This window comes from Propionispora vibrioides (assembly GCF_900110485.1).
Lineage (GTDB): Bacteria > Bacillota > Negativicutes > Propionisporales > Propionisporaceae > Propionispora > Propionispora vibrioides.
The window spans coordinates 105334-125809 of the sequence record NZ_FODY01000004.1 but is presented as its reverse complement, the minus strand read 5'-3'; the positions used below and the strand labels follow the sequence as shown (position 1 = coordinate 125809).

The window sequence follows — 20476 nt, the reverse complement described above, 5'->3', positions numbered from 1 at the left end:
TTAAAAGAGACTCTGGAAACTTCCAGAGTCTCTTTTTAAATCTGATAGCAAAGGGATTGTAGTCTGTATAGAGAATTATATAGTAGTTTTGTATAAAGGCTATTATCAATTCACGTTTAATTGGGAGGCTTTACTGATGAAACCAAGACTTAGTATATGTATGATGGTAAAAAATGAAGAAAAAAATCTGGAACGCTGCTTAAAAAGTCTCCAGCCTATGCGTGATGCTTTTCCTTCGGAACTGATTGTTGTAGATACAGGGTCGGAAGATAGTACAGTGGAAATTGCTAAGAGATTTACAGATCAGGTATATTTCCACCCTTGGCAGAACAACTTCTCTGAGATGCGTAACATAACCATAAAATACAGTAAAAGTGAATGGATCTTAATTATAGATGCAGATGAGGAATTGCATAATTATCAGCCTTTAATTGATTTCTTAAAATCACCAAAGCGCAATCAATATGCTACTGTCGCATTTACCACCAAAAATATAGTAAATACGGAAGATCCCCATGCGTATTCTACCATGGTAGGCTTCCGGATGTTTAAAAATGATAAATATTTTCATTTTGAGGGAGCCATACATAACCAGGCTAAGTTTAAGGGAGAGGCGTTGGCCATGCCGGAGGTGTATTTACTTCATTATGGTTATGTGGCAACCGATAAAGAACTAATGGAACGGAAGTTCTTGCGGACCGGCGCAATATTAAAGCAAGAACTTGAAAAGGATCCCGAAAATATTTACTATTGGACACAATTATCTGTTACCTATGCTATGCACAACGATTATAAGGAAGCGATAGAATATGCGGAAAAGGCATATTCTCTACTGCCAGAAAAACGAACACCAAACTATATGTTTGTTCTTTTGCATTTAATTCTGGTTTATCAACATGAAAGTCTATATGAAAAAGTCGCGGAAGTTTGTCGGGAAGCATTATCAATTAAAGACGGCTATTTAGATGTTTATTATTATTATGCAGAATCGCAGGCTCTTTTAAATAATCATAATGAGGCTATTGCTTATTATGAGAAATATCTTGATCTGTTGATAGAAAGAGAAAAACAATCAGAGAAAGATGTTACGATTATTGAATATACATTGGGATGCCAGCAGATTGTGTATAGTAATTTACTACGTTTATATAAAGAGCGGCAGGATTATCAAAAAGCGATAGACTGTGTTGAAAAGTTGACAGATGTGCAACTTGTAAAAAGAAATATATCAGATATTACTTATCTATACCTTGCAGTGCATAATTATGAAGGGGTGCGGTCGCATTATGACCTTTGGATTGCGGAAGAAGAGAAGAATGGCTTTCTGGACCAATTGATGAAGCAGTTAAATGAAATAGGTGAAGAACAGGCAAAATTGGGCATAGCCAAGGCGTTTCAGAATATTGGGCAGGAATATGGCTTACTATGTGATTTGATCATCGAGGACCATGAGGGATATATTACAGAAAAGACGCAGCAAGCGGCATCAATGATTACTCTGGACACATTGCCTGTGTATTGCAGTGGAATTTTGTATTATTTATTAAAATGGCACTATCCTCTGGAAAAAAGTATAAAAGATTATAAGGAAATATGGCTTACTTGTGCCTTGGAATATATTGATAAGCAATACGATGATCTAGGGGAAGTATTATATCGCTATTTGCTTAAATATACTGATTCGGTAAGCATACAGGAGTATAAGCTAGGCAAAACTATAGCTCGCTGTGCATTGCTAGTTGATGGATTGAGTGAAGACCAATATCGGAAAACCTTTGAAAGATATCTTCAAGACGGAATTGGTTATTTGCGAATGATTTACAATCCCCCCATATTAGATGAAAATATGATTTATGAAGTAAAAAATGATGAAGAAGTGTTTTTATTATATATGCATAATGCCCAAAAATATTCTAAACAACAGAGGGAATATGTAAGATATTTACGATTGGCTCTGCAGGCTTTCCCAGGGATGAAACGTAGTGTTGAATTGCTGGTTAAAGAAATAAAAAACGAGTCTAGTGGAAAACAACAGGAGTTTGAAGGTTACAAGAAACAAGTAAAGGCAACTATAAACCAACTTATTGAATCTGGTAAAATGAGTGAGGCTAAAGATATTTTGAATCAATATAAGTCGTTAGTATCCGATGACCTTGAATCCGTTTTGCTAGAATCGAAGATTTTATTAAATTGGAATAACATAAAACGTTGAAAGTGTGATAATGATGTCAGACGAAATAAAAGATATGCGTGCCCAAATTAAAAATAATATTGTTCAGTTGATTGATAAAAAAGAATATGGTAAGGCGGATCAACTTTTTAATCAATATATAGCAATTGTTCAGGATGATTGTGAGATTTATGGTGTTCAGGCAACAAGCTTACTTACTCGAGATATGATTGATGATGCTAAGCGCTTAATTGAAACAGGGTTGTTCGTTGATAAAAATAATTTTGACTTGCTTTACCAATTAGGATATATATATGAGATGGAGAAGAGTCAGGAATTATCTTGGCAATTCTATTTAAAAGCAAAAGATGCTGCTTCTAATCATATGCAAAAAAAACTTGTTGAGAAAGTTTTGCGTCGTTTGCAGCCTATAACTGAGATAAGCATAGATAAAAATGCAGTTAATAAAAGAAAGATAGCTTTTTTTGTAAAAACAGGAATGGATAGCTTTCTGGGGAATATCGTTGTTGGATTAAGTTCGGATTATGAAGTGAAAAAAGTTGTGGTTACTAATTTTAAACAAATTGAAATTGAAATGTTAGAGGCAGATATTTGTTGGTTTGAATGGTGCGATGAACTCATTATTTTTGCCAGCAAGCTTCTGCTTGCTAAAGAAAGAAAAATAATTTGTCGTTTGCATAGCTATGAAGCTTTTACTGACTTGCCTCAGCAAGTTGATTGGAATACAGTAAACACTTTGATTTGCGATGTAGCACATATTAGAGATGTTGTTATTAAAAATATTGATATTGATCAAAATAAGATAGTGTTAATACCTGTAGGTGTAGATACAGAACAATTTGTTTTCAGGGAAAGAAAAAGAGGATTTAACATAGCCTATATTGGTTATATCAACTATAAAAAGGGTCCAATGCTTTTAATTCATTTTATCCATGCACTTGTGCAAAAAGATCCACGTTATAAATTACATATTTGCGGTGAGTTCCAGGATCAACGGTATATTTTGTATTTTCAGCAAATGATCAGGGAAATGAAGCTGGAAAATAATATTTCTTATACCGGACGTGTAAAAGATGTTAATGAATGGCTGGAGGATAAAGATTACATTTTATCGACAAGTTTGCTTGAAGGACAGCATCTAACCGTTATGGAAGGCATGTGCAAAGGTATAAAGCCTATTATTCATAACTTTGTAGGTGCTAAACAAGTATATAACGAACAATATGTATGGAATACACTAGATGAAGCAGTTAAAATGGTCAGAACTGCTTCTTATAAATCGGAAGAATATCGAAAATATATTGTTGATAATTATAGTAATTCAAGGCAATTAGAGAGAATTAACGGAGTTCTAAGATCATTCGAGGAAGAAAAAAAATCTCGAGATTTTTTGATTTCCCAGCCGCTTGTTACAGTGGCGATAACCAATTACAATTATAAACAACACTTGAAACGAGCGATTCAATCCGTTTTAGATCAAACATACGACAATATTGAAATTATGATTATTGATGATTGTTCAACGGATGGATCAATAGAATTGATTCAAAAATACGAACAAAAATATCCCAATGTAAGAAGTATTGTACATAAGAAGAATAGTGGTAGTGCAGTTCTCAGTATACAAGAAAGTATTCAACAAGCTTGTGGAGAATTTCTTCTTTATCTTTCTGCAGACGATTATTTGGCTAATCCAAAGGTAATTAATGAATTTTTGCAGGAATTATCCTCTAATCTGGAATTAGATTATGTATTTGGCAATTTGCAAATTGTTAATGAAGTTGAAGAACCTACAGGAGTATGGACTTATCAACAATATAATATTAATGAGGTTGTAAAAAATACTTTTGTTCGTGGTGGATCTGGAGTATTACCTGTGACAGCAGGGTTGTATAGGATGAGTTTCTATCGCAAAAATAATTTATCATGGTATGATGATAAAGAGAATAGGGTAGCAGGCGATACTTTAAATTCATTAATTTATATTAAAAATGGGTTTAAGTATAAGTATTTAGATAAAAATATGATTTGTTATCGGCATCATGCAAAAAATATGACCTATGATATACGAAGTAGAGTTAAGTCAATCATTTCGGTTTTAGAATACATCATTGCAAATTTCTCTGAGGAAATTTATTTTGATGAAATCCCTTGGAAGGAATTAAAGGGTAATTCTTATCGACAAGCAACAAAGTTGTATCTAATAACAGTTCATTACATGAATTTGTTTAGATATTATAATACTAATGAATTTAAACCTTGGGATGGCTCAAGTATCAGTGTCTCAGATGAGGAGATTAAAAGTTATACAGAGCCCTTGGCTTTGAAGGTAAAAGAATATCTGGATGCTAGTTTAAAAACAGATAGTAGGTATTTAACGGAAATTCAAAGTATGAAAATGGAGATAGAAAAAATATTTGGCAAGTAAAGGAGCTTTTATGGATGCCATAATTTTAGCTGGTGGAAAAGGAACGAGGCTAGCTCCCTATAGTACTGTTTTTCCTAAACCGCTTGTGCCATTAGGTAATAAGCCGATCATTGATATTATAATTCAACAACTTGATTATTATGGGTTTGACCGGATCATCATTAGTCTGGGTTATCTAGGTGAGCTAATAGAGGCTTATTATAATGCCACTATAAAAGGGCGTGTAAGGGCAAATATTGAATTCGTTCGGGAATCAGAACCTTTAGGAACAGTTGGGGCCTTGTCCTTGGTTAAAAATCTTACCGATCCATTCATTGTAATTAATGGTGATACGCTGACTACATTAAATTATAAAAATCTAATGGAGTTTCATAGAGTGAATCAAGGCTTAATAACAGTTGCGAGCAATAAGAAAAAGGTTAAAATTGATTCGGGAGTTATAAATCTTAATAGTAATATGCAGATAGAAAAAATTACAGAAAAACCTACGATGGACTATTTGGTAAGTATCGGTGTTAATGTATTTCAGCCAGAAGTATTAAAATATATCCCAACAGGTAAACGGCTGGATTTTCCCGATTTAATACAGCAGTTATTGCAGGAAAATCAAAAAATAGTTGGGTTTGTTTCTGAAGATTACTGGCTGGATTTAGGTACTCATGCTGATTATGGCAAAGCGCAAGAGGAATTTGAAGTTATGAAAAGTAAATTACTGCCTGGAGTTTATGAATGACAATTTATAGGATGTGAAATTATGGAGCTGGCAGGAAAAAAGGTTTTGGTCACCGGTGGCGAAGGGTTTATTGGTAGTCATTTGGTTGAAGATTTAGTGAGGAATGGTGCTGAAGTAACTGCATTAGTTCAATATAATTCGTTTAATAACTGGGGTTGGATAGATGCCTTTGATAAAGATATTAAAAGTCAATTAAAAGTAGTAACCGGTGATATCAGAGAGTATGATTGCATTAATAAATTTATAAAAGGGCAACAGGTTGTGTTTCATCTTGCGGCACTTATTGCCATCCCCTATTCTTATTTATCGCCTATGGCGTACGTAAGGACTAATGTTGAAGGAACTACAAACGTATTAGAGGCTTGCAAAGAAAATGGTATAGAAAAGATTGTTCACACATCAACCTCGGAGACCTATGGAACGGCCCTATACGTGCCTATTAATGAAAGACATCCATTGCAAGGTCAATCACCTTATGCTGCGTCAAAAATTGGTGCTGATAAAATGGTAGAAAGTTATTATAAAAGTTTTAATTTGCCGGTGGCAACTATCCGGCCATTTAATACATATGGTCCCAGACAATCGGCAAGAGCAGTTATTCCTACTATTATCTCACAAATACTTTCAGGAAAGAAAACGTTAAAATTAGGAAAAATTTCGCCTACACGAGACTTCAATTATGTAAAAGATACAGTTGCGGGATTTGTTGAAATTGCTAAGAGTGAAAATACAATTGGAGAAGTGATTAATGTTGGATCTAATAGAGAGATTAGCATTGGTGACCTAGTTGGAAAAATTATTGGGTTAACAGCTTGCTCTGTTAAAGTTATTTGTGATGAAGAAAGGTTAAGGCCTGAAAAAAGTGAAGTTAATCGACTTTGGGCTGATAATCAAAAGATGATGCAATTAACGAATTGGTGTCCACAATATTCGCTTGATCAAGGACTGAGAGAGACGATTGATTGGATGCAGAATAATTTGAGTGTGTATAAGTCCGATCAATACAATATTTAAAAGTAAACACTGCAATAGGAAACAAGGAGAAGAAAAATGATTCAAGGGAAAAGAATCTTCATAACTGGTGGAGCTGGGTTTATTGGTTCAACGTTAATTGGCAGATTAATTCATGATAATAAAATTATTGCTTATGATAATCTTGAGCGTAATTCATTAGGGGAAAAGGATTATGCCAATCATCCTAATTTAACCTTAGTTAAAGGAGATATATTGGATTTAGCCTTATTGGAAAACTCAATCAAAGATGCTCAAATAGTAGTACACGCGGCTGCTATTGCTGGAATTGACAATACGGTGAAAAATCCGGTTAATACCATGCGTGTCAACATGTTGGGTACTGCAAACATTTTGGAAGCAGCCCGAAAGGCCGGCAATGTTGAACGTTTCATGGATTTTTCTACTTCCGAGGTATTTGGCTCTCATGCTTTTAAAGTGGATGAAGGCTGTGAAACTGTGACTGGTGCTGTCGGAGAAGCTCGTTGGACCTATGCGGTTAGCAAATTGGCGGGAGAGCATTTAACCCATGCCTACCATCGGCAGTATGGACTACCGACAGTGACGGTAAGACCTTTTAATATTTATGGACCGGGACAGATTGGTGAAGGAGCTATTCAGATATTTATTCGTAAGGCATTAAATGATGAAGATATTTACATTTTTGGTGACGGCAATCAGATCCGAGCCTGGTGCTATGTGGATGATATGGTAGATGGAATTTTGCTGACCTTGATGCATCCCAAAGCTATTGGCGAATCCTTCAATATTGGTAATGCCCGTGCTGTTACCACGATCTACGGTTTAGCCCAAGCGGTTTGTCGAGTTTTGGACTCGAAATCGAAAATTGTTTTCCGCGATCCCCTCTCCGCCGACATTGAACTGCGTATTCCCAGTGTGCAAAAGGCTAAGCAGCTTATCGGTTACCAGGCAAAAATCGATCTGGACGAAGGCGTACGGCGTACAGCAGCGTGGTATTGTCAGCATATGAATGACATGCCGGAACTGCCAATTATGTTTCGTAAAGAAGGTGCTATATAGTGATTAAACTATCAAGCCCAAGCCTTGGCATTGATGAATACCGTGCAGTGGAGCGGGTATTACGTAGTGGGCAATTAGTGCATGGTGAGGAATGCGAATTATTTGAGCAGGAACTGGCGCGTTATTTGGACTGCAAAGAAGTCATCATTGTCTCGTCAGGAACGGCGGCATTGCATTTAGCGTTAGTTGCACTTGGGATTGGGGTAGGCGATGCTGTGCTTGTTCCGGACTTTACCTTTCCGGCCACGGTGAATGTTGTCGAACTGGTTGGTGCTCGTCCAATTTTGGTTGACGTCGATTTGCATACCTACAATATTACGCCGGAGAATATTCAGGCGGCGATTGATAATTGGCAGGGGACGGAAAAAGTCAAAGCCATTATGCCAGTACATGAATTTGGATGTCCAGCGAATATGACTGAAATCATGACTATTGCAAAAAAACATAATCTATTGGTTATTGAGGATGCAGCCTGTGGCCTTGGAGCAACCCATCAGGGGAAAAAAGTTGGTACATTCGGTCAAGCGGGTTGTTTCTCTTTTCATCCACGTAAAGCGATTACTACCGGCGAAGGCGGTGCGATTGTAACAAATGATGCGGAACTGGCTGCCAAGCTACGCATTTGGCGCAATCACGGCATGCGAAAAGCAGAGCAAGGAATAGAGTTTGTATTGCCCGGTTTCAATTATCGTTTGACTAATTTTCAGGCGGCTATGGGGCGAGCTCAGTTAGTTAAATTCGATGGGTGGTTGCAAGTGCGTAGTAAGCTACAGCAGTTATATCGTCAAGAGCTAGCTAAAACAGAACTTTTGCTTCCTAATGAACTTGTAGGTCATGCATGGCAGACATTTATGGTTGTATTACCACAACACGTTGAACGCAGCAGTGTCATAGCAAGATTAAAAGAGATGGGTATTGAGGCTAGTCTTGGTGCACAAGCGGTGCATTGCCAACCTTATTATCAGCAGAAGTATTCGGAAATGTGTCGAATGCATCAAAAGAATAATGCTGAGCGATTGTATATACATGGACTAGCACTACCTCATTGTCAGGATTATTCGATACGTGATATTCAATTTGTTTCTCAAAAGATTAGGGAAATACTCAAATAAACTACCGAAAGATGAAAAGCAATGAATAATAGTATAGACACTAATGGGCAGAGATTAAAAAGTATCTGTCAAACCGCAGTTACGAGATTAGGACTTAATTTGACAGGTTTAACCGTTGTAACTGAACTGGCTAGCGGTTTGTATGCAGTAACTCCTTTGATTGCACTGCTTGCGGGCGCTAAGCGAGTCATATGTTTAGGCCAAGATACGGCTTATGGAACGTTTAATGAACTGGCCGATGATCTATATAAACTTGCTAACTCTTGGGGATTGCCTAGACCGATTATTACTGATAATCGATTTGATCCAGTATTAAAGGGTGCGGACATTGTAACAAACCTAGGAATGGTTCGACCTTTGGATAAGCAACTTCTTTCATTCATTGGTGCTCAGGCTGTAGTTCCCTATATGTGTGAAGCATGGGAATATCGTGAGGGCGATGTTGATTTAGAGGCTTGTATTCAGTTAGGTATACCGGTCATGGGAACTGATGAATCTCACTCCAGTGTTGGGGTTTTTCAATATTGTGGAATGTTAGCAGTTAAAATGATTTTAGAAGCTGGTTTTGAAGTATTGGGGAATCGAATCGCAATAGTTAGTTCGGATCGTTTTGGTTTAACTATTAGAGAAACTTTGTCCCAAAATGGTGCTTTGGTGCAACTCTTTACGGATGTTGAAGATTATTCTGACATTGAACGACAGTCCTGGGATGTTATTATTGTTGCGGAGTATGTCAAAAGAGAGTGTGTTTTGGGAAAAACTGGTTTAATTTCTGGTGGGCGTTTGGTGAAACTGCTGAAACGACAGCCAACAATAGTACAATTTGCTGGATGGAATCAGATTTGTGAACTAAAAAAATATCAGTGCCGAATTCATCCACAGGTAGAATTATCTCCGCTTAGGATGGCAAAGACATTGTCTTATTTAGGACCATATCCAATAGTGTTATTGCATACTGCTGGGTTATTGGTTGGAGAAAAGATGGCACAAGCAAAGAAGCAAGGAATGACACGATCGGATTTTAATGAGTTTGTGATTTCGAGGTCTCCTGCTCAACCAATATTAACTTTTTAAGATTTTCCATAACCAATTTTAAAACTATAGGAATGTAAAAAAGTGTTGATTTATGTTAAATATCGAGAAGTGGAGATTAGTGGTATTATTGTAGATTGAATAACTTACTTATGGTGGTGCCAATTTTAAAAAATAGCCTTTTAATATGTAGAATCTTACTTTACTGTGGAAAATACGTTAAGAATATATTTTCACCTAATTTTTATGCGAATATATATTTTAGAATAGCTTGAAGAGGGAGGAGATAGAAAGCATATGCTAGTTTCGGATATTGATTTATTTAAAAGTTTGTATACTCGAAACGTATCATTTTCACACTTAGGATTTGTTTCTTCCTTGGAAAGTGAATTATTATCGTTTTGCGAGTCAGAAGAATATGTAAATGATATTAATAATAGCTCTAACATTGTTTGTTTAATTACGACTAAAGAATTAGCTTCTTCTTTTAATCATAAATTACGCCTTATTATTAATGAAAAACCGAAGCAATTGTTTTATGAAGTACATAATTATCTTTTTGAGAAAACATCTTTTTATCAAAAAGATATCAGCTCTTTTATTGCCGATACAAGTAGAATTTATCCGAAAGCTTATATTGCCGAACGCAATATTCATATTGGCAATAATGTAGTTATTGAGCCCAATGTAACAATTTTAGAAAATGTGTTTATTGATGATAATGTTATTATTCGATCGGGAAGTGTTATCGGTTCAGAGGGTTTTCAGTACGTCCGTAGTGATAATGGTATCCTTTCAGTAAAGCATGCCGGTGGAGTTGTATTGAAAAAGAATGTGGAAATCGGTGCAAATTGTTGCATTGATAAAGGTGTCTTTGGTGAAAACACCGTGTTAGAAGAGAATACGAAACTGGATAATTTAGTGCATATTGCACATGCATGCAGAATCGGTAGAAGATGTCTTTTGGCTGCGGGTGTGATTGTTGCAGGATCTAGTATAGTCGGAGATGATGTTTGGATCGGTCCGGGTGCAATTATTTCTAATCAAATTTCAATAGGAAAAGAGAGTTTTGTCAGTTTAGGAAGTGTTGTTATAAAAAATATGCCGCAAAACTCTTATGGAATAGGTAATCCGTGTAGATTTGCGATAAAATGATCCTTGGAGGAATGTAATGGAAAAATTTCTAAACCATCTAGTAGGTATTTTAGATACTGAGATGGATATTAAAATGGAAACGCAGCTTAATGAAATTGAAGAGTGGGATTCTCTTAGCATAGTTAGTTTTGCTGCTATGGTAGATATTCAATACAATAAAAAGGTAACTGTATCTCAAATAAAACAGGCGAAAACGGTTTATAATTTAGCACAATTGGTATTTGAATAATATGGACGAAATAATATTTAATTTTAAAAATAAAAATTTTCTTGTTACAGGGGCATCTTCAGGAATTGGCAGGCAAATTACAAAAGAATTAGCGATGGCTGGAGCAAAGATTTTAGCTTTAGCAAGGGATGAGGGGAAACTAAAAGCATTACAAGAAGAAATATTTGGAGATATTTGTATTAATTCTGTTGATGTTACTAACTATGATAGGGTAGAAAAGTGCATAGATGTTTTTGTGACGCAACATGGCAAACTTCACGGCAGCGTACATGCAGCAGGGATTATAGATTTCACGCCTCTACGTGCTTTTAATATGGAGCAGGCCAAAAAAATTATGGATACGAGCTTTTGGGCTGGTATTAATGTACTGCAACTTGCAACAAAAAGGAAGTATGCGGAAGACTGCTCATCACATGTGCAAATATCTTCAGTTAATGCTTATCGAGGCCAAAGAGGATTAAGTGCATATGGGGCTGTTAAGGCTGCTACACCTGCTGCTATTAGAGCTATTGCCAAGGAAATTGCTTCTAGAGGGCATAGGGTAAATTCGGTGAGTCCAGGTTTGGTTAATACAGATATGACGCGACAAAATTTGCTCTCCGATAATCTATTGGAGAACTATCTTTTAGGTATGGGAAATCCAGAGGATGTTTCTGGTTTGGTACTATTTCTGCTCAGTAATCGAGCGCGATGGATTACTGGTGCTGATTTTATAGTTGATGGAGGGTATTTGGCCTAATTAACTAAAGGTGTGATAAATTATGAGTAATCAAGCGTATATTAAAGCTATAGCGAGTTACTTGCCAGAAAAAATAGAATTTAACAATCCTATTAGCCGGTTAACAAAAAAAACCGGGATATATGAGAGACATATTGCAAACATAGACGAATGCGCATCAGATATGGCTGTCAGAGCTGCTGAAAATTTATTTTCCCAGACAGATACTTCAAGGGATAACATCGATTTTATTATTTTGTGCACACAGTCACCTGACTATTTCTTACCGACGACTGCCTGCCTATTACAACATAGGCTAGGATTATCTAAGAAATGTGGTGCCTTCGACTTTAACCTGGGATGTTCAGGCTATATTTATGGTTTGTCTATTGCTAAAGGTCTTATAGAAACAGATCAAGCTAGGAATGTATTATTGTTAACAGCAGAAACTTACAGCAAGTTTATTCATCCGGAAGATTCGACTGTGCGCCCCTTATTTGGTGATGGTGCAACAGCTACACTTATCTCTACTGCACCGACCGTACAAACTGGATTACATTCCTTTGTGTTTGGTACAGATGGTGGTGGTGGGGAACATTTAATTGTTCCTGCTGGTGCTGTTAGAAATCCTGCTTTTAAGACACCTCAAATTAACCAGGTGGACGAGGCTGGAAATCAGAGAACTAACTACCATTTATTTATGAATGGTGGGGCAATTAGTAACTTTGCATTAGAAGTGGTACCGGATACTGTAGAAAAGATTTTGGAAAAAAGCCAATTAACTAAAAAAAATATTGATCTTTATATTTTTCATCAGGCAAATACCTTTATGCTGAAATTTCTTCAAGAAAAATGTGGTTTGGAGGATTCGTTTTATTGGAATGATCCTAAAAACTGTGGCAATACAGTTTCTTCATCTATTCCACTAGCTATTGATCAATTTCTTCATAGTAAACCAGAGCTTCCCATTTTGAAAAGAGTTATGTTGCTCGGATTTGGAGTTGGGCTTTCCTGGGGCGGTTGTATTGCTGATTTATCTGCTATGGCTAGCAGCAAGAATTTTAATGTCTGATTCTATAAGGGTACCCTTTTAGTTTTGTAAAAGTTAGTCTATTGAAGATAGAAACCGGAGAAAGTCTATGTTTCAAACGGTACGGGAAAAATTATTTTTAAGCTTTTTACTGATCGCCCTGGTACCCTTACTGATTTTTGGTGTCAGTACTTATTTGCATATTACCAAGTCTTTGGAAAATGAGCTGCAATTGACTACCGGCAAGGATGTGGACCAGGCCAATCAATTTATTGTAAATATGCTGCAAAGCGTGAAAGAGGATGCCCGGATGTTTGCTGCGAACCCATTGGTAAGACAGGGGGAGCATGAGTTGCCGGTTTTTTACGATAAACAGGAGGATGTCGTGCTTGGCTATAACAAGCCGAATGGGACGGTGGCCAGCCGGATTTTTGCCGAATTTGAGCGCTATGCCTGGACTCATCCGAATGTGGCCTATGTCTATCTGGGAACCGAAGATGGCGGGTATCTTCAGTGGCCTCAAAAGAAAGTGGGAAAAGCCGGCTATAATCCTAAGTACCGGCCCTGGTATAAGCAAGCGTTGCAGAACCCCGGACAGGTTATGCTTTCCGAGCCGTATCCTTCTTTTCTCGGTGACAATTTTATCATTAGCACCACCACGACCGTGAACAATGAACAGGGACAGCTTATTGGAGTTATGGGAATTGACATAAGTCTGACCCAGCTATCCGAATTTGTGGGAGAGTCCAACAAAAACAATCAAAACCCATTGTTTTTGTTTACTCAAGACGGAATTATCCTGACCCATCCTAATCCTGATATGCATTTTCAGCATATCTCGAAGCTGGATATTGGAACCCGTTTGGGTGAGGAAGACCGGGATTATGACTGGCACCGCCTGGTCAGAGACCGGGAGGGGTTCTTTGCAACAACCATGCAGGGTAGAGACGTGCTCATTCACTTCCAGACCTCCCCGGATACAGGGTGGAAGCTGGCGACCGTTACCGATAAAGCCGAGCTAATGGCTAAAAATCGGCAGGTTGCTATTAATATCAGTCTGGCTGTTTTGCTGTTGCTCATTTTAATGGTTTGGACGATCCCCTTCATTACCCGTTTCCTGACCAGGCCGTTGGATGAAATTGTGGCTCATTTGAAAGAATTACAGAAGGGTAATTTTATCGCAACACTGTCGTCGGTTATTCTGCGACGGGAGGATGAAATCGGTGAAGTGGCTCAGGCCATGGATGTCATGCAAAAAGAACGCTATCAGGCCGAAGAAGAGCTAAAGAAGAGCAACGAAGAGCTGGCTGGCTTATTTGAGCAGCTTACCAGCACGGAAGAGGAACTGCGGGCCCAGTTTGAAGAGTTGTGGGATAAACAAAAGAAAATTGAGAAAAGTGAAGAACGTTATCGTTTGGCTACGGAAGGTGCCAATGATGCGATTTGGGACTGGGATATCCGGACAAATCAGATGGTTATCTCCAAACGCTGGCTGGATCAATTGCCCTGGTCGGTTGAGGAGGATGTGGACGTGGCTAAGCTATGGTGGCAAAGCATTCATCCTAATGACCTGGCCCAGGCCGATGCCTGCTTACGGGAGCATCTAGCCGGGCAAACTGCCGTGTATCTTTGTGAATACCGGATTAAGGACAAACGGGGGCAGAATTTGTGGGTTATGGCCCGCGGTAAGGCCTTATTTGATGAGAACGGAACGGCTGTACGCATGGCGGGCTCGTTCACCAATATCACCGAGCACAAAATGCGGGAATTGCAGATTCAGCATATGGCCTATTATGATTCCTTGACCGGTTTGCCCAACCGGGTGGCTATTGTGGAGCAACTGGCGGCTGAGACAAAGCAGCAAGCAGCTCAAGGGGCCATCTTATTTATTGATTTAGATAACTTTAAATTGGTCAATGATTCCTTCGGCTATGCGCAAGGTGACCGGCTGCTGGTCGATGTGGCCCGGCAGCTCCAGGTGATTGCCGGGGAGCATTTTGTGGCCCGGCTGGGCGGCGATGAATTTATTATCTTGCTGAAAGGCATTGTGAAACCCGCCGTAGTGGAGTCGCTGGCCAAGCAGATAACCCAGGCAATTGATCAGCCTTTTGGTGCTGATGATAACTATTTTATGGTGACTTCCAGTGTCGGGATTGCCCTGTATCCTCAAGATGGCAATCAGCCTGATAAATTAATGCGAAGTGCCGATATCGCTCTCCATCAGGCTAAGCGGAAGGGGAAATCCTGCTATCAGTGGTTTCAGGAACGTTTTGAACAGCAGATGCTGGCCCGCTTATACATGGAAAAAGGTCTGCGCGAGGCAATTGCCAACAATCATCTGGTACTTCACTATCAGCCTATTGTTGATTTGGTGACAGGTACGGCGGTAGGCCTGGAAGCACTGGTTCGCTGGCAGCATCCTGAACGGGGACTTGCCTTTCCCGATCAGTTTATGTCGGTAGCCGAAGAGAGCGGGCTGATTGTCGATATGGGACAATGGGTGCTGCGCGCCGCCTGCCAGTTTGGCAAAGAGTTGCTGGACAATGGAAAGGAGCTTAACCTGGCGGTTAACGTATCGGTGAAGGAACTGCTGCAGGCTGATTTTGTTGATCAAGTAGCTCTGGTTTTATCCGAAACGGCTTTTCCCAGCCGTTATTTGGAATTGGAGATTGTGGAGACGCTATTAATTGAGAACTTTTCTGTGGCCATTCCTAAGCTGCGGGCGTTACGGTCGATAGGAGTACAAATTTCACTGGACGATTTTGGTACCGGCTATAGTTCGTTGCATTACTTAACGGAGTTACCGATTGATATCATTAAAATTGACCGTTCTTTTCTGGCCGGTGCTATGGAAAGCAATAAACAGGCCGCCATTGTGGAAACCATGGTAGCCTTGGCTCACCGGCTGCAGTTGACGGTGGTGGCTGAAGGCGTGGAAACCGAGGAGCAACGGCAATTTCTTAAACAGTTGTGCTGTGATAAGGTGCAGGGGTATCTGATCAGCAAACCCGTAGACCAGGCTAAAGTGTACGAACTGATTTGATGGGCAGCCGGAGGAAAGGAATGTACAGCAACCAACCGGGAGCGTGATGCTCCTGGTTTTGCCATTTAACAGGAAGGATAGATTGTTCGATATAATAAACGGGGGTATCAAGGAATTACCATAAAAAAGTCGAATTATGACTCAATAGGAAATGCTCGGCAGTATGGGCCGGTTAAATAAAGGAGCTTTTGATAAGATGCGCATACCGTTAGTGGATTTACAGCAGCAGACGCAGGCTATTAAACCGCAGGTACTGGACAAGATTGTGGCCTTGCTGGATAGCACGTCTTTTATCATGGGGAAGGAAGTGCAAAATCTGGAACAGCAGTTTGCCGGTCTGGCCGGTACGGAGCAGGCCATTGCCTGCAACAGCGGCACCGACGCGCTGGTGCTTATCTTGGAAGCGATGGGAATCGGAGCCGGCGATGAAGTGATTACGACGCCGTTTACCTTTTTTGCCACAGCCGAGAGTATTTCACGGGTAGGAGCTATCCCCGTTTTTGCCGATGTGGATCGTGAAACGTTTAACCTGGATACCAACCGGGTAGCGGAAAAAATAACAGCCAAGACAAAAGCCATTTTGCCGGTACATATTTTTGGTCAGCCTGTAGATATGGAACCGCTTCTGCAAATAGCCCGACAACATAAACTGAAAGTGATTGAGGATGCCTGTCAGGCGGTAGGTGCCAGCTACACGCTGGCGGACGGGACGGTAAAGGCCGTCGGTTCCTTGGGCGATGCGGCCGCCTTTTCCTTCTATCCCACCAAGAATTTAGGTGCCTTTGGCGATGGCGGCATGATGACAACGAATAATTCGGAGCTGGCCCAGATTGTAAGGGCTTTACGGGTACATGGCAGCGGGATGAGCGGTAAAGCGGCCTATGAACTTTTAACGGGTGAAACGGTTGACTTGGGACTTGAACGGCAAAATCAGACGGACGCTACCGTTTATGACCCGACTAAGTATTTTAATTTTCTGATCGGAATGAATAGCCGGTTGGATGCCTTGCAGGCAGCTATTCTGACTGTCAAGCTGGAAAAGCTGCGGCAATGGAACGACCGGCGGTGTCAGCTTAGCCGGCGCTATACTTCCTTGTTGGAAGACTGCGGGCTATTGGCTAAAGTCGTCCCCCAACAGAGCTTGCCGCAGGCAGAGTCAGTATATCACCTGTATGTGGTTGTCTGCGAGGAACGGGATGGTTTGGCGGCATTTTTACAAAGTAAAGGCATTGCTACAGGCATTTATTATCCGGTTCCTTTGCATCTGCAAAAGGTATACCAAATGGGGCGGTACAAGCTTGGCTACAAGCCAGGCGATCTGCCTGTCAGTGAGTGGCTTAGTCAGCGGACGATGGCGCTGCCCTTGTTCCCGGAAATGACAGTGGAGCAGCAAGACTACGTTATCGCGGCAATTAGACAATTTTATACGGAGAGGTAAAGAGAATGGAACAGAATTATTTTGTACATGAGTCCAGCTATGTAGATCAGCCCTGCCGGATCGGCAGTGGCACAAAGATATGGCATTTCACTCACGTCATGGCTAATTCGGTGATTGGTGAAAACTGCAATATTGGACAGAATGTGGTGATCTCGCCGGAAGTCGTATTGGGGAACAACGTAAAGATTCAAAATAATGTGTCGGTGTATACCGGGGTGGTTTGTGAAGATGATGTGTTCCTCGGGCCTTCCTGTGTGTTCACCAATGTGATTAACCCGCGCAGTCATGTCAGTCGTAGGGCTGAATATAAGGAAACTTTGCTTTGCCGCGGTGCCTCTATCGGAGCCAATGCGACCATTGTCTGTGGTCACCGGATCGGACGGTACGCCTTTATCGGCGCTGGTGCGGTAGTCACCAAAGATGTTCCCGACTATGCTCTCTTGGTTGGCAATCCGGCCAGGCAGCGAGGCTGGGTTTGCCAGTGTGGCGAAAAACTTTCCTTTCAAGAAACAACGGCAGTCTGCCAGGCTTGTGGTGCACAATATCACCTGGAAGCGGGCTGTGTGAAAGAAGTGAGTATATGAAAAAGCAAAGTATATTGACTAAAATTAAAGAAAAAACAGCTCATTTAGGGGTAATCGGCTTAGGCTATGTAGGACTGCCGTTGGCAGTGGAAAAGGCAAAGGCCGGCTATACTACCATTGGCTTCGATGTACAGGACCAGAAAGTGGACATGGTCAACCGGGGCGAAAACTATATTGGTGATATTGTGCCTGATGAGCTGCGCCAGGTGGTAAAGGCGGGCAAGCTGAAGGCCACCAGGGACTTTTCTTTTATCCGGGAAGTTGATTGTGTGGCTATTTGTGTCCCTACGCCGCTTGATATTTATCAGCAGCCCGACATTTCCTATGTGGTGCAGTCCACGGCGGCCTTGGCCGAATACCTGCATCCCGGCATGCTGATTGTTCTGGAAAGCACTACCTATCCCGGTACGACGGAGGAAGTGGTAAAGCCGCTGCTGGAGGAGTCCGGGTTGATTGTCGGGGAGGATATTTTTCTGGCCTTTTCGCCGGAACGGGTTGATCCGGGCAATCAATTCTATAATACCAAGAACACTCCGAAGGTGGTTGGCGGGATTACCCCAGCTTGCACCGAAGTGGCTGCGGCACTTTATGAAAGCATTTTGGAAGGGAAAGTCCACCGCGTTTCCAGTCCGGCCGTGGCGGAGATGGAAAAGATTCTGGAAAACACTTACCGGAATATCAATATCGGTTTAGCCAATGAAATGGCTATTCTCTGCCATAAGATGGGGATTGACGTTTGGGAGGTCATTGACGCCGCCAGAAGCAAACCCTACGGCTTTCAGGCCTTTTATCCGGGGCCGGGCGTCGGCGGGCACTGCATACCGATCGACCCGTTTTATCTGACCTGGAAGGCCCGGGAATACGGCTATCATACCCGCCTGATCGAAACGGCGGGAGAAATAAACAATTACATGCCGGAATTTGTGCTGGAGCGTAGCATGAAGCTGCTGAACCGCTCCGGCAAGGCTTTAAAGAATGCCCGTATTCTGGTATTAGGTGTGGCTTATAAGCAGGACATTGATGACTGCCGCCAGTCGCCGGCGCTGGATGTGATCGCTCTGCTGGAACGGTACGGGGCCAATGTCGTTTATCACGATCCTTATGTTGCCAGCTTTACTTACAAAGGGAAAGACTATCAATCTACGGAGCTGACGGCGAAGAATTTGCAAGCTGCCGATTTGGTGTTGCTTACTACCATGCATACCGGCTTTGATTATGACTTCATTCAGAGCCATGCTGCCCTGATCTTTGATACTAAAAATGCCTTTAAAGCTGTGATGGAACGGGACAATATTGAGAGATTATAGGATGGGAAGGATACTATGGAAAAGCTAAGCTTTGCCGTTGTTGGCTGTGGCCGGATTTCTTACAAGCATATTGAGGCATTGGTGAAGAATGAACTGCAGGCCGTACTGACCGCGGTGTGTGACGAACTGGTTGATCGGGCGGAAAACAAAGCCGGCGAGTATGTAACGGCCCTGCGACAGGAAGAAAAGCAGCCAGCCTTGCCTGCGGTATATACCGATTATCGGCAACTGTTGGCAGAGTGTCCGATGGATGTGGTGGTGATCGCCACCGAATCGGGGAAACACGCTGAGCAGGCGTTAGCCGCCCTGGAAGCAGGCAAGCATGTCATTGTGGAAAAACCGATGGCCCTGTCGGTGTCTGATGCCGACAGGATGATTGCCACTGCTGCCGCGAAAGGCGTCAAACTTTGCGTGTCCCATCAAAATCGCTTCAATCTGCCGGTGCAGAAGCTGCGTCAGGCGGTGGAAGCCGGCCGTTTTGGCCGGATTATCGCCGGCAATGCCCGGATATTGTGGAACCGCAACCAAGGCTATTACGAACAGGCACCCTGGCGGGGAACTTATGACCAGGACGGCGGTTGTCTGATGAACCAGTGCATCCATAATATTGATCTGCTGCAATGGATGCTGGGTGGTGATATGCAGGAAATACAGGCTATGCTCGGCAACTATATTCACCCCTATATTGAAGCTGAGGATTATGGCAGCATTCAGATCCGTTTTCAAAACGGCGCAATCGGCAATGTGGAGGGTACTGTCTGCGTGTATCCCCGCAATTTGGAAGAAACACTGACGGTGCTGGGAGAAAAAGGTACTGTCGTGATTGGTGGGGCGGCGCTTAATGAGGTGAAGGTCTGGCAGTTTGCCGATGGACTGGATGATTTGGCCCAGGTGCAGGCTGCGTGCAATAAACAGATTGAGAGTGTCTATGGCTGGGGCCATGCGCCGTTGTATGCCGATATGATCGACAGCATTCATACCGGCCGGGAGCCACTGGTTAATGGTGCGGAAGGTAAAAAAGGCATGGCCATTATCCTGCATGCTTATCGGGCAGCTCAGCAGGGAAGGGCCGTTACCTACGGTTCTCAGCGTGAACAACTGGTTTGTGCTGCCATGAAGGGAAGTTTGCCTAAACTTTAAGAATGTTCCTAAAATTTAGTTAGATTCAATATTTTCCCTTGCTTTTTTGCGCTATGGAATCTATAATCGTAGGTAAAGATCTCTTGCTTAGGTCTGTGGTTGAAAGTCGATGCCAGTCGCAGGCGAAACGATCCACGTAAGGAGTTTAAATAAGCTCTGAGCATGGTGCGGCTTAGGGGTAAGACCTGCCGGATGAAAGCTGGGAGGCAGGTGAGTACTCACTCTCACCGTTTCATGCTTTATCCGAGAGGAGTAGTAGTGAGGGGATTGAATTCCTAGTAGCG

16 protein-coding genes are annotated in these 20476 nt (G+C 41.4%); all 16 read left to right on the top strand.

Features of this window, described 5'->3' with window-relative positions; genetic code table 11:
- Positions 1-136: 136 nt before the first annotated feature.
- On the top strand, positions 137-2212 hold the full coding sequence (locus BMW43_RS05110) for a glycosyltransferase (RefSeq protein ID WP_091744444.1): 2076 nt from the start codon (positions 137-139) through the stop codon (positions 2210-2212).
- A gap of 10 nt (positions 2213-2222) precedes the next feature.
- Positions 2223-4619, top strand: coding sequence for a glycosyltransferase (locus BMW43_RS05105; protein ID WP_091744442.1), 2397 nt, complete (start codon positions 2223-2225; stop codon positions 4617-4619).
- Complete coding sequence (locus tag BMW43_RS05100; RefSeq protein ID WP_218140594.1) at positions 4609-5352, top strand: sugar phosphate nucleotidyltransferase; 744 nt, start codon at positions 4609-4611, stop codon at positions 5350-5352. Before BMW43_RS05105 ends, BMW43_RS05100 begins: the two co-directional genes overlap by 11 nt.
- 21 nt (positions 5353-5373) lie before the next feature.
- On the top strand, positions 5374-6366 hold the full coding sequence (locus BMW43_RS05095; protein ID WP_091744439.1) for an NAD-dependent 4,6-dehydratase LegB: 993 nt from the start codon (positions 5374-5376) through the stop codon (positions 6364-6366).
- 36 nt (positions 6367-6402) lie between these two features.
- Positions 6403-7404 (top strand): NAD-dependent epimerase/dehydratase family protein, encoded by a 1002-nt coding sequence (locus BMW43_RS05090; RefSeq protein WP_091744438.1) that lies wholly within the window; start codon positions 6403-6405, stop codon positions 7402-7404.
- Positions 7404-8516: a DegT/DnrJ/EryC1/StrS family aminotransferase gene (locus BMW43_RS05085; protein WP_177173466.1), complete on the top strand. Its 1113-nt coding sequence runs from the start codon at positions 7404-7406 to the stop codon at positions 8514-8516. The genes BMW43_RS05090 and BMW43_RS05085 overlap by 1 nt, the downstream gene beginning before the upstream one ends.
- 21 nt (positions 8517-8537) lie before the next feature.
- Positions 8538-9590 carry a hypothetical protein gene (locus tag BMW43_RS05080; RefSeq protein WP_091744434.1) on the top strand — a complete coding sequence of 351 codons (1053 nt, stop codon included), beginning with the start codon at positions 8538-8540 and terminating at the stop codon, positions 9588-9590.
- A 255-nt stretch (positions 9591-9845) separates the two neighbouring features.
- On the top strand, positions 9846-10703 hold the full coding sequence (locus BMW43_RS05075) for a UDP-3-O-(3-hydroxymyristoyl)glucosamine N-acyltransferase (RefSeq protein WP_091744432.1): 858 nt from the start codon (positions 9846-9848) through the stop codon (positions 10701-10703).
- 16 nt (positions 10704-10719) lie between these two features.
- The gene (locus tag BMW43_RS05070) at positions 10720-10932 is read left to right on the top strand and encodes a phosphopantetheine-binding protein (RefSeq protein ID WP_091744430.1); all 213 of its coding nucleotides are present in this window, start codon (positions 10720-10722) and stop codon (positions 10930-10932) included.
- Between the two features lies 1 nt (position 10933).
- Positions 10934-11671 carry an SDR family NAD(P)-dependent oxidoreductase gene (locus BMW43_RS05065; RefSeq protein ID WP_091744428.1) on the top strand — a complete coding sequence of 246 codons (738 nt, stop codon included), beginning with the start codon at positions 10934-10936 and terminating at the stop codon, positions 11669-11671.
- 22 nt (positions 11672-11693) lie between these two features.
- Positions 11694-12722 carry a 3-oxoacyl-ACP synthase III family protein gene (locus tag BMW43_RS05060; protein WP_091744426.1) on the top strand — a complete coding sequence of 343 codons (1029 nt, stop codon included), beginning with the start codon at positions 11694-11696 and terminating at the stop codon, positions 12720-12722.
- Positions 12723-12789: 67 nt separating this feature from the next.
- Positions 12790-15723: a bifunctional diguanylate cyclase/phosphodiesterase gene (locus BMW43_RS05055; protein WP_091744424.1), complete on the top strand. Its 2934-nt coding sequence runs from the start codon at positions 12790-12792 to the stop codon at positions 15721-15723.
- Positions 15724-15919: 196 nt separating this feature from the next.
- A complete protein-coding gene (locus BMW43_RS05050; RefSeq protein ID WP_091744664.1) occupies positions 15920-17161 on the top strand; it encodes a DegT/DnrJ/EryC1/StrS family aminotransferase in 1242 nt (413 codons plus the stop codon).
- 5 nt (positions 17162-17166) lie between these two features.
- A complete protein-coding gene (locus tag BMW43_RS05045; protein ID WP_091744422.1) occupies positions 17167-17745 on the top strand; it encodes an acyltransferase in 579 nt (192 codons plus the stop codon).
- The gene (locus tag BMW43_RS05040) at positions 17742-19052 is read left to right on the top strand and encodes a nucleotide sugar dehydrogenase (RefSeq protein ID WP_091744420.1); all 1311 of its coding nucleotides are present in this window, start codon (positions 17742-17744) and stop codon (positions 19050-19052) included. The genes BMW43_RS05045 and BMW43_RS05040 overlap by 4 nt, the downstream gene beginning before the upstream one ends.
- Before the next feature lie 15 nt (positions 19053-19067).
- Complete coding sequence (locus tag BMW43_RS05035; protein WP_091744418.1) at positions 19068-20192, top strand: Gfo/Idh/MocA family protein; 1125 nt, start codon at positions 19068-19070, stop codon at positions 20190-20192.
- Positions 20193-20476: the final 284 nt, after the last annotated feature.

Excerpts from the sequence above, each read along its gene's own strand:
- BMW43_RS05110 (WP_091744444.1), top strand. The coding sequence starts at position 137 with ATGAAACCAAGACTTAGTATATGTATGATGGTAAAAAATGAAGAAAAA.
- BMW43_RS05105 (WP_091744442.1), top strand. The coding sequence starts at position 2,223 with ATGATGTCAGACGAAATAAAAGATATGCGTGCCCAAATTAAAAATAAT.
- BMW43_RS05095 (WP_091744439.1), top strand. The coding sequence starts at position 5,374 with ATGGAGCTGGCAGGAAAAAAGGTTTTGGTCACCGGTGGCGAAGGGTTT.
- BMW43_RS05090 (WP_091744438.1), top strand. The coding sequence starts at position 6,403 with ATGATTCAAGGGAAAAGAATCTTCATAACTGGTGGAGCTGGGTTTATT.
- BMW43_RS05080 (WP_091744434.1), top strand. The coding sequence starts at position 8,538 with ATGAATAATAGTATAGACACTAATGGGCAGAGATTAAAAAGTATCTGT.
- BMW43_RS05075 (WP_091744432.1), top strand. The coding sequence starts at position 9,846 with ATGCTAGTTTCGGATATTGATTTATTTAAAAGTTTGTATACTCGAAAC.
- BMW43_RS05070 (WP_091744430.1), top strand. The coding sequence starts at position 10,720 with ATGGAAAAATTTCTAAACCATCTAGTAGGTATTTTAGATACTGAGATG.
- BMW43_RS05065 (WP_091744428.1), top strand. The coding sequence starts at position 10,934 with ATGGACGAAATAATATTTAATTTTAAAAATAAAAATTTTCTTGTTACA.
- BMW43_RS05060 (WP_091744426.1), top strand. The coding sequence starts at position 11,694 with ATGAGTAATCAAGCGTATATTAAAGCTATAGCGAGTTACTTGCCAGAA.
- BMW43_RS05055 (WP_091744424.1), top strand. The coding sequence starts at position 12,790 with ATGTTTCAAACGGTACGGGAAAAATTATTTTTAAGCTTTTTACTGATC.
- BMW43_RS05050 (WP_091744664.1), top strand. The coding sequence starts at position 15,920 with ATGCGCATACCGTTAGTGGATTTACAGCAGCAGACGCAGGCTATTAAA.
- BMW43_RS05045 (WP_091744422.1), top strand. The coding sequence starts at position 17,167 with ATGGAACAGAATTATTTTGTACATGAGTCCAGCTATGTAGATCAGCCC.
- BMW43_RS05040 (WP_091744420.1), top strand. The coding sequence starts at position 17,742 with ATGAAAAAGCAAAGTATATTGACTAAAATTAAAGAAAAAACAGCTCAT.
- BMW43_RS05035 (WP_091744418.1), top strand. The coding sequence starts at position 19,068 with ATGGAAAAGCTAAGCTTTGCCGTTGTTGGCTGTGGCCGGATTTCTTAC.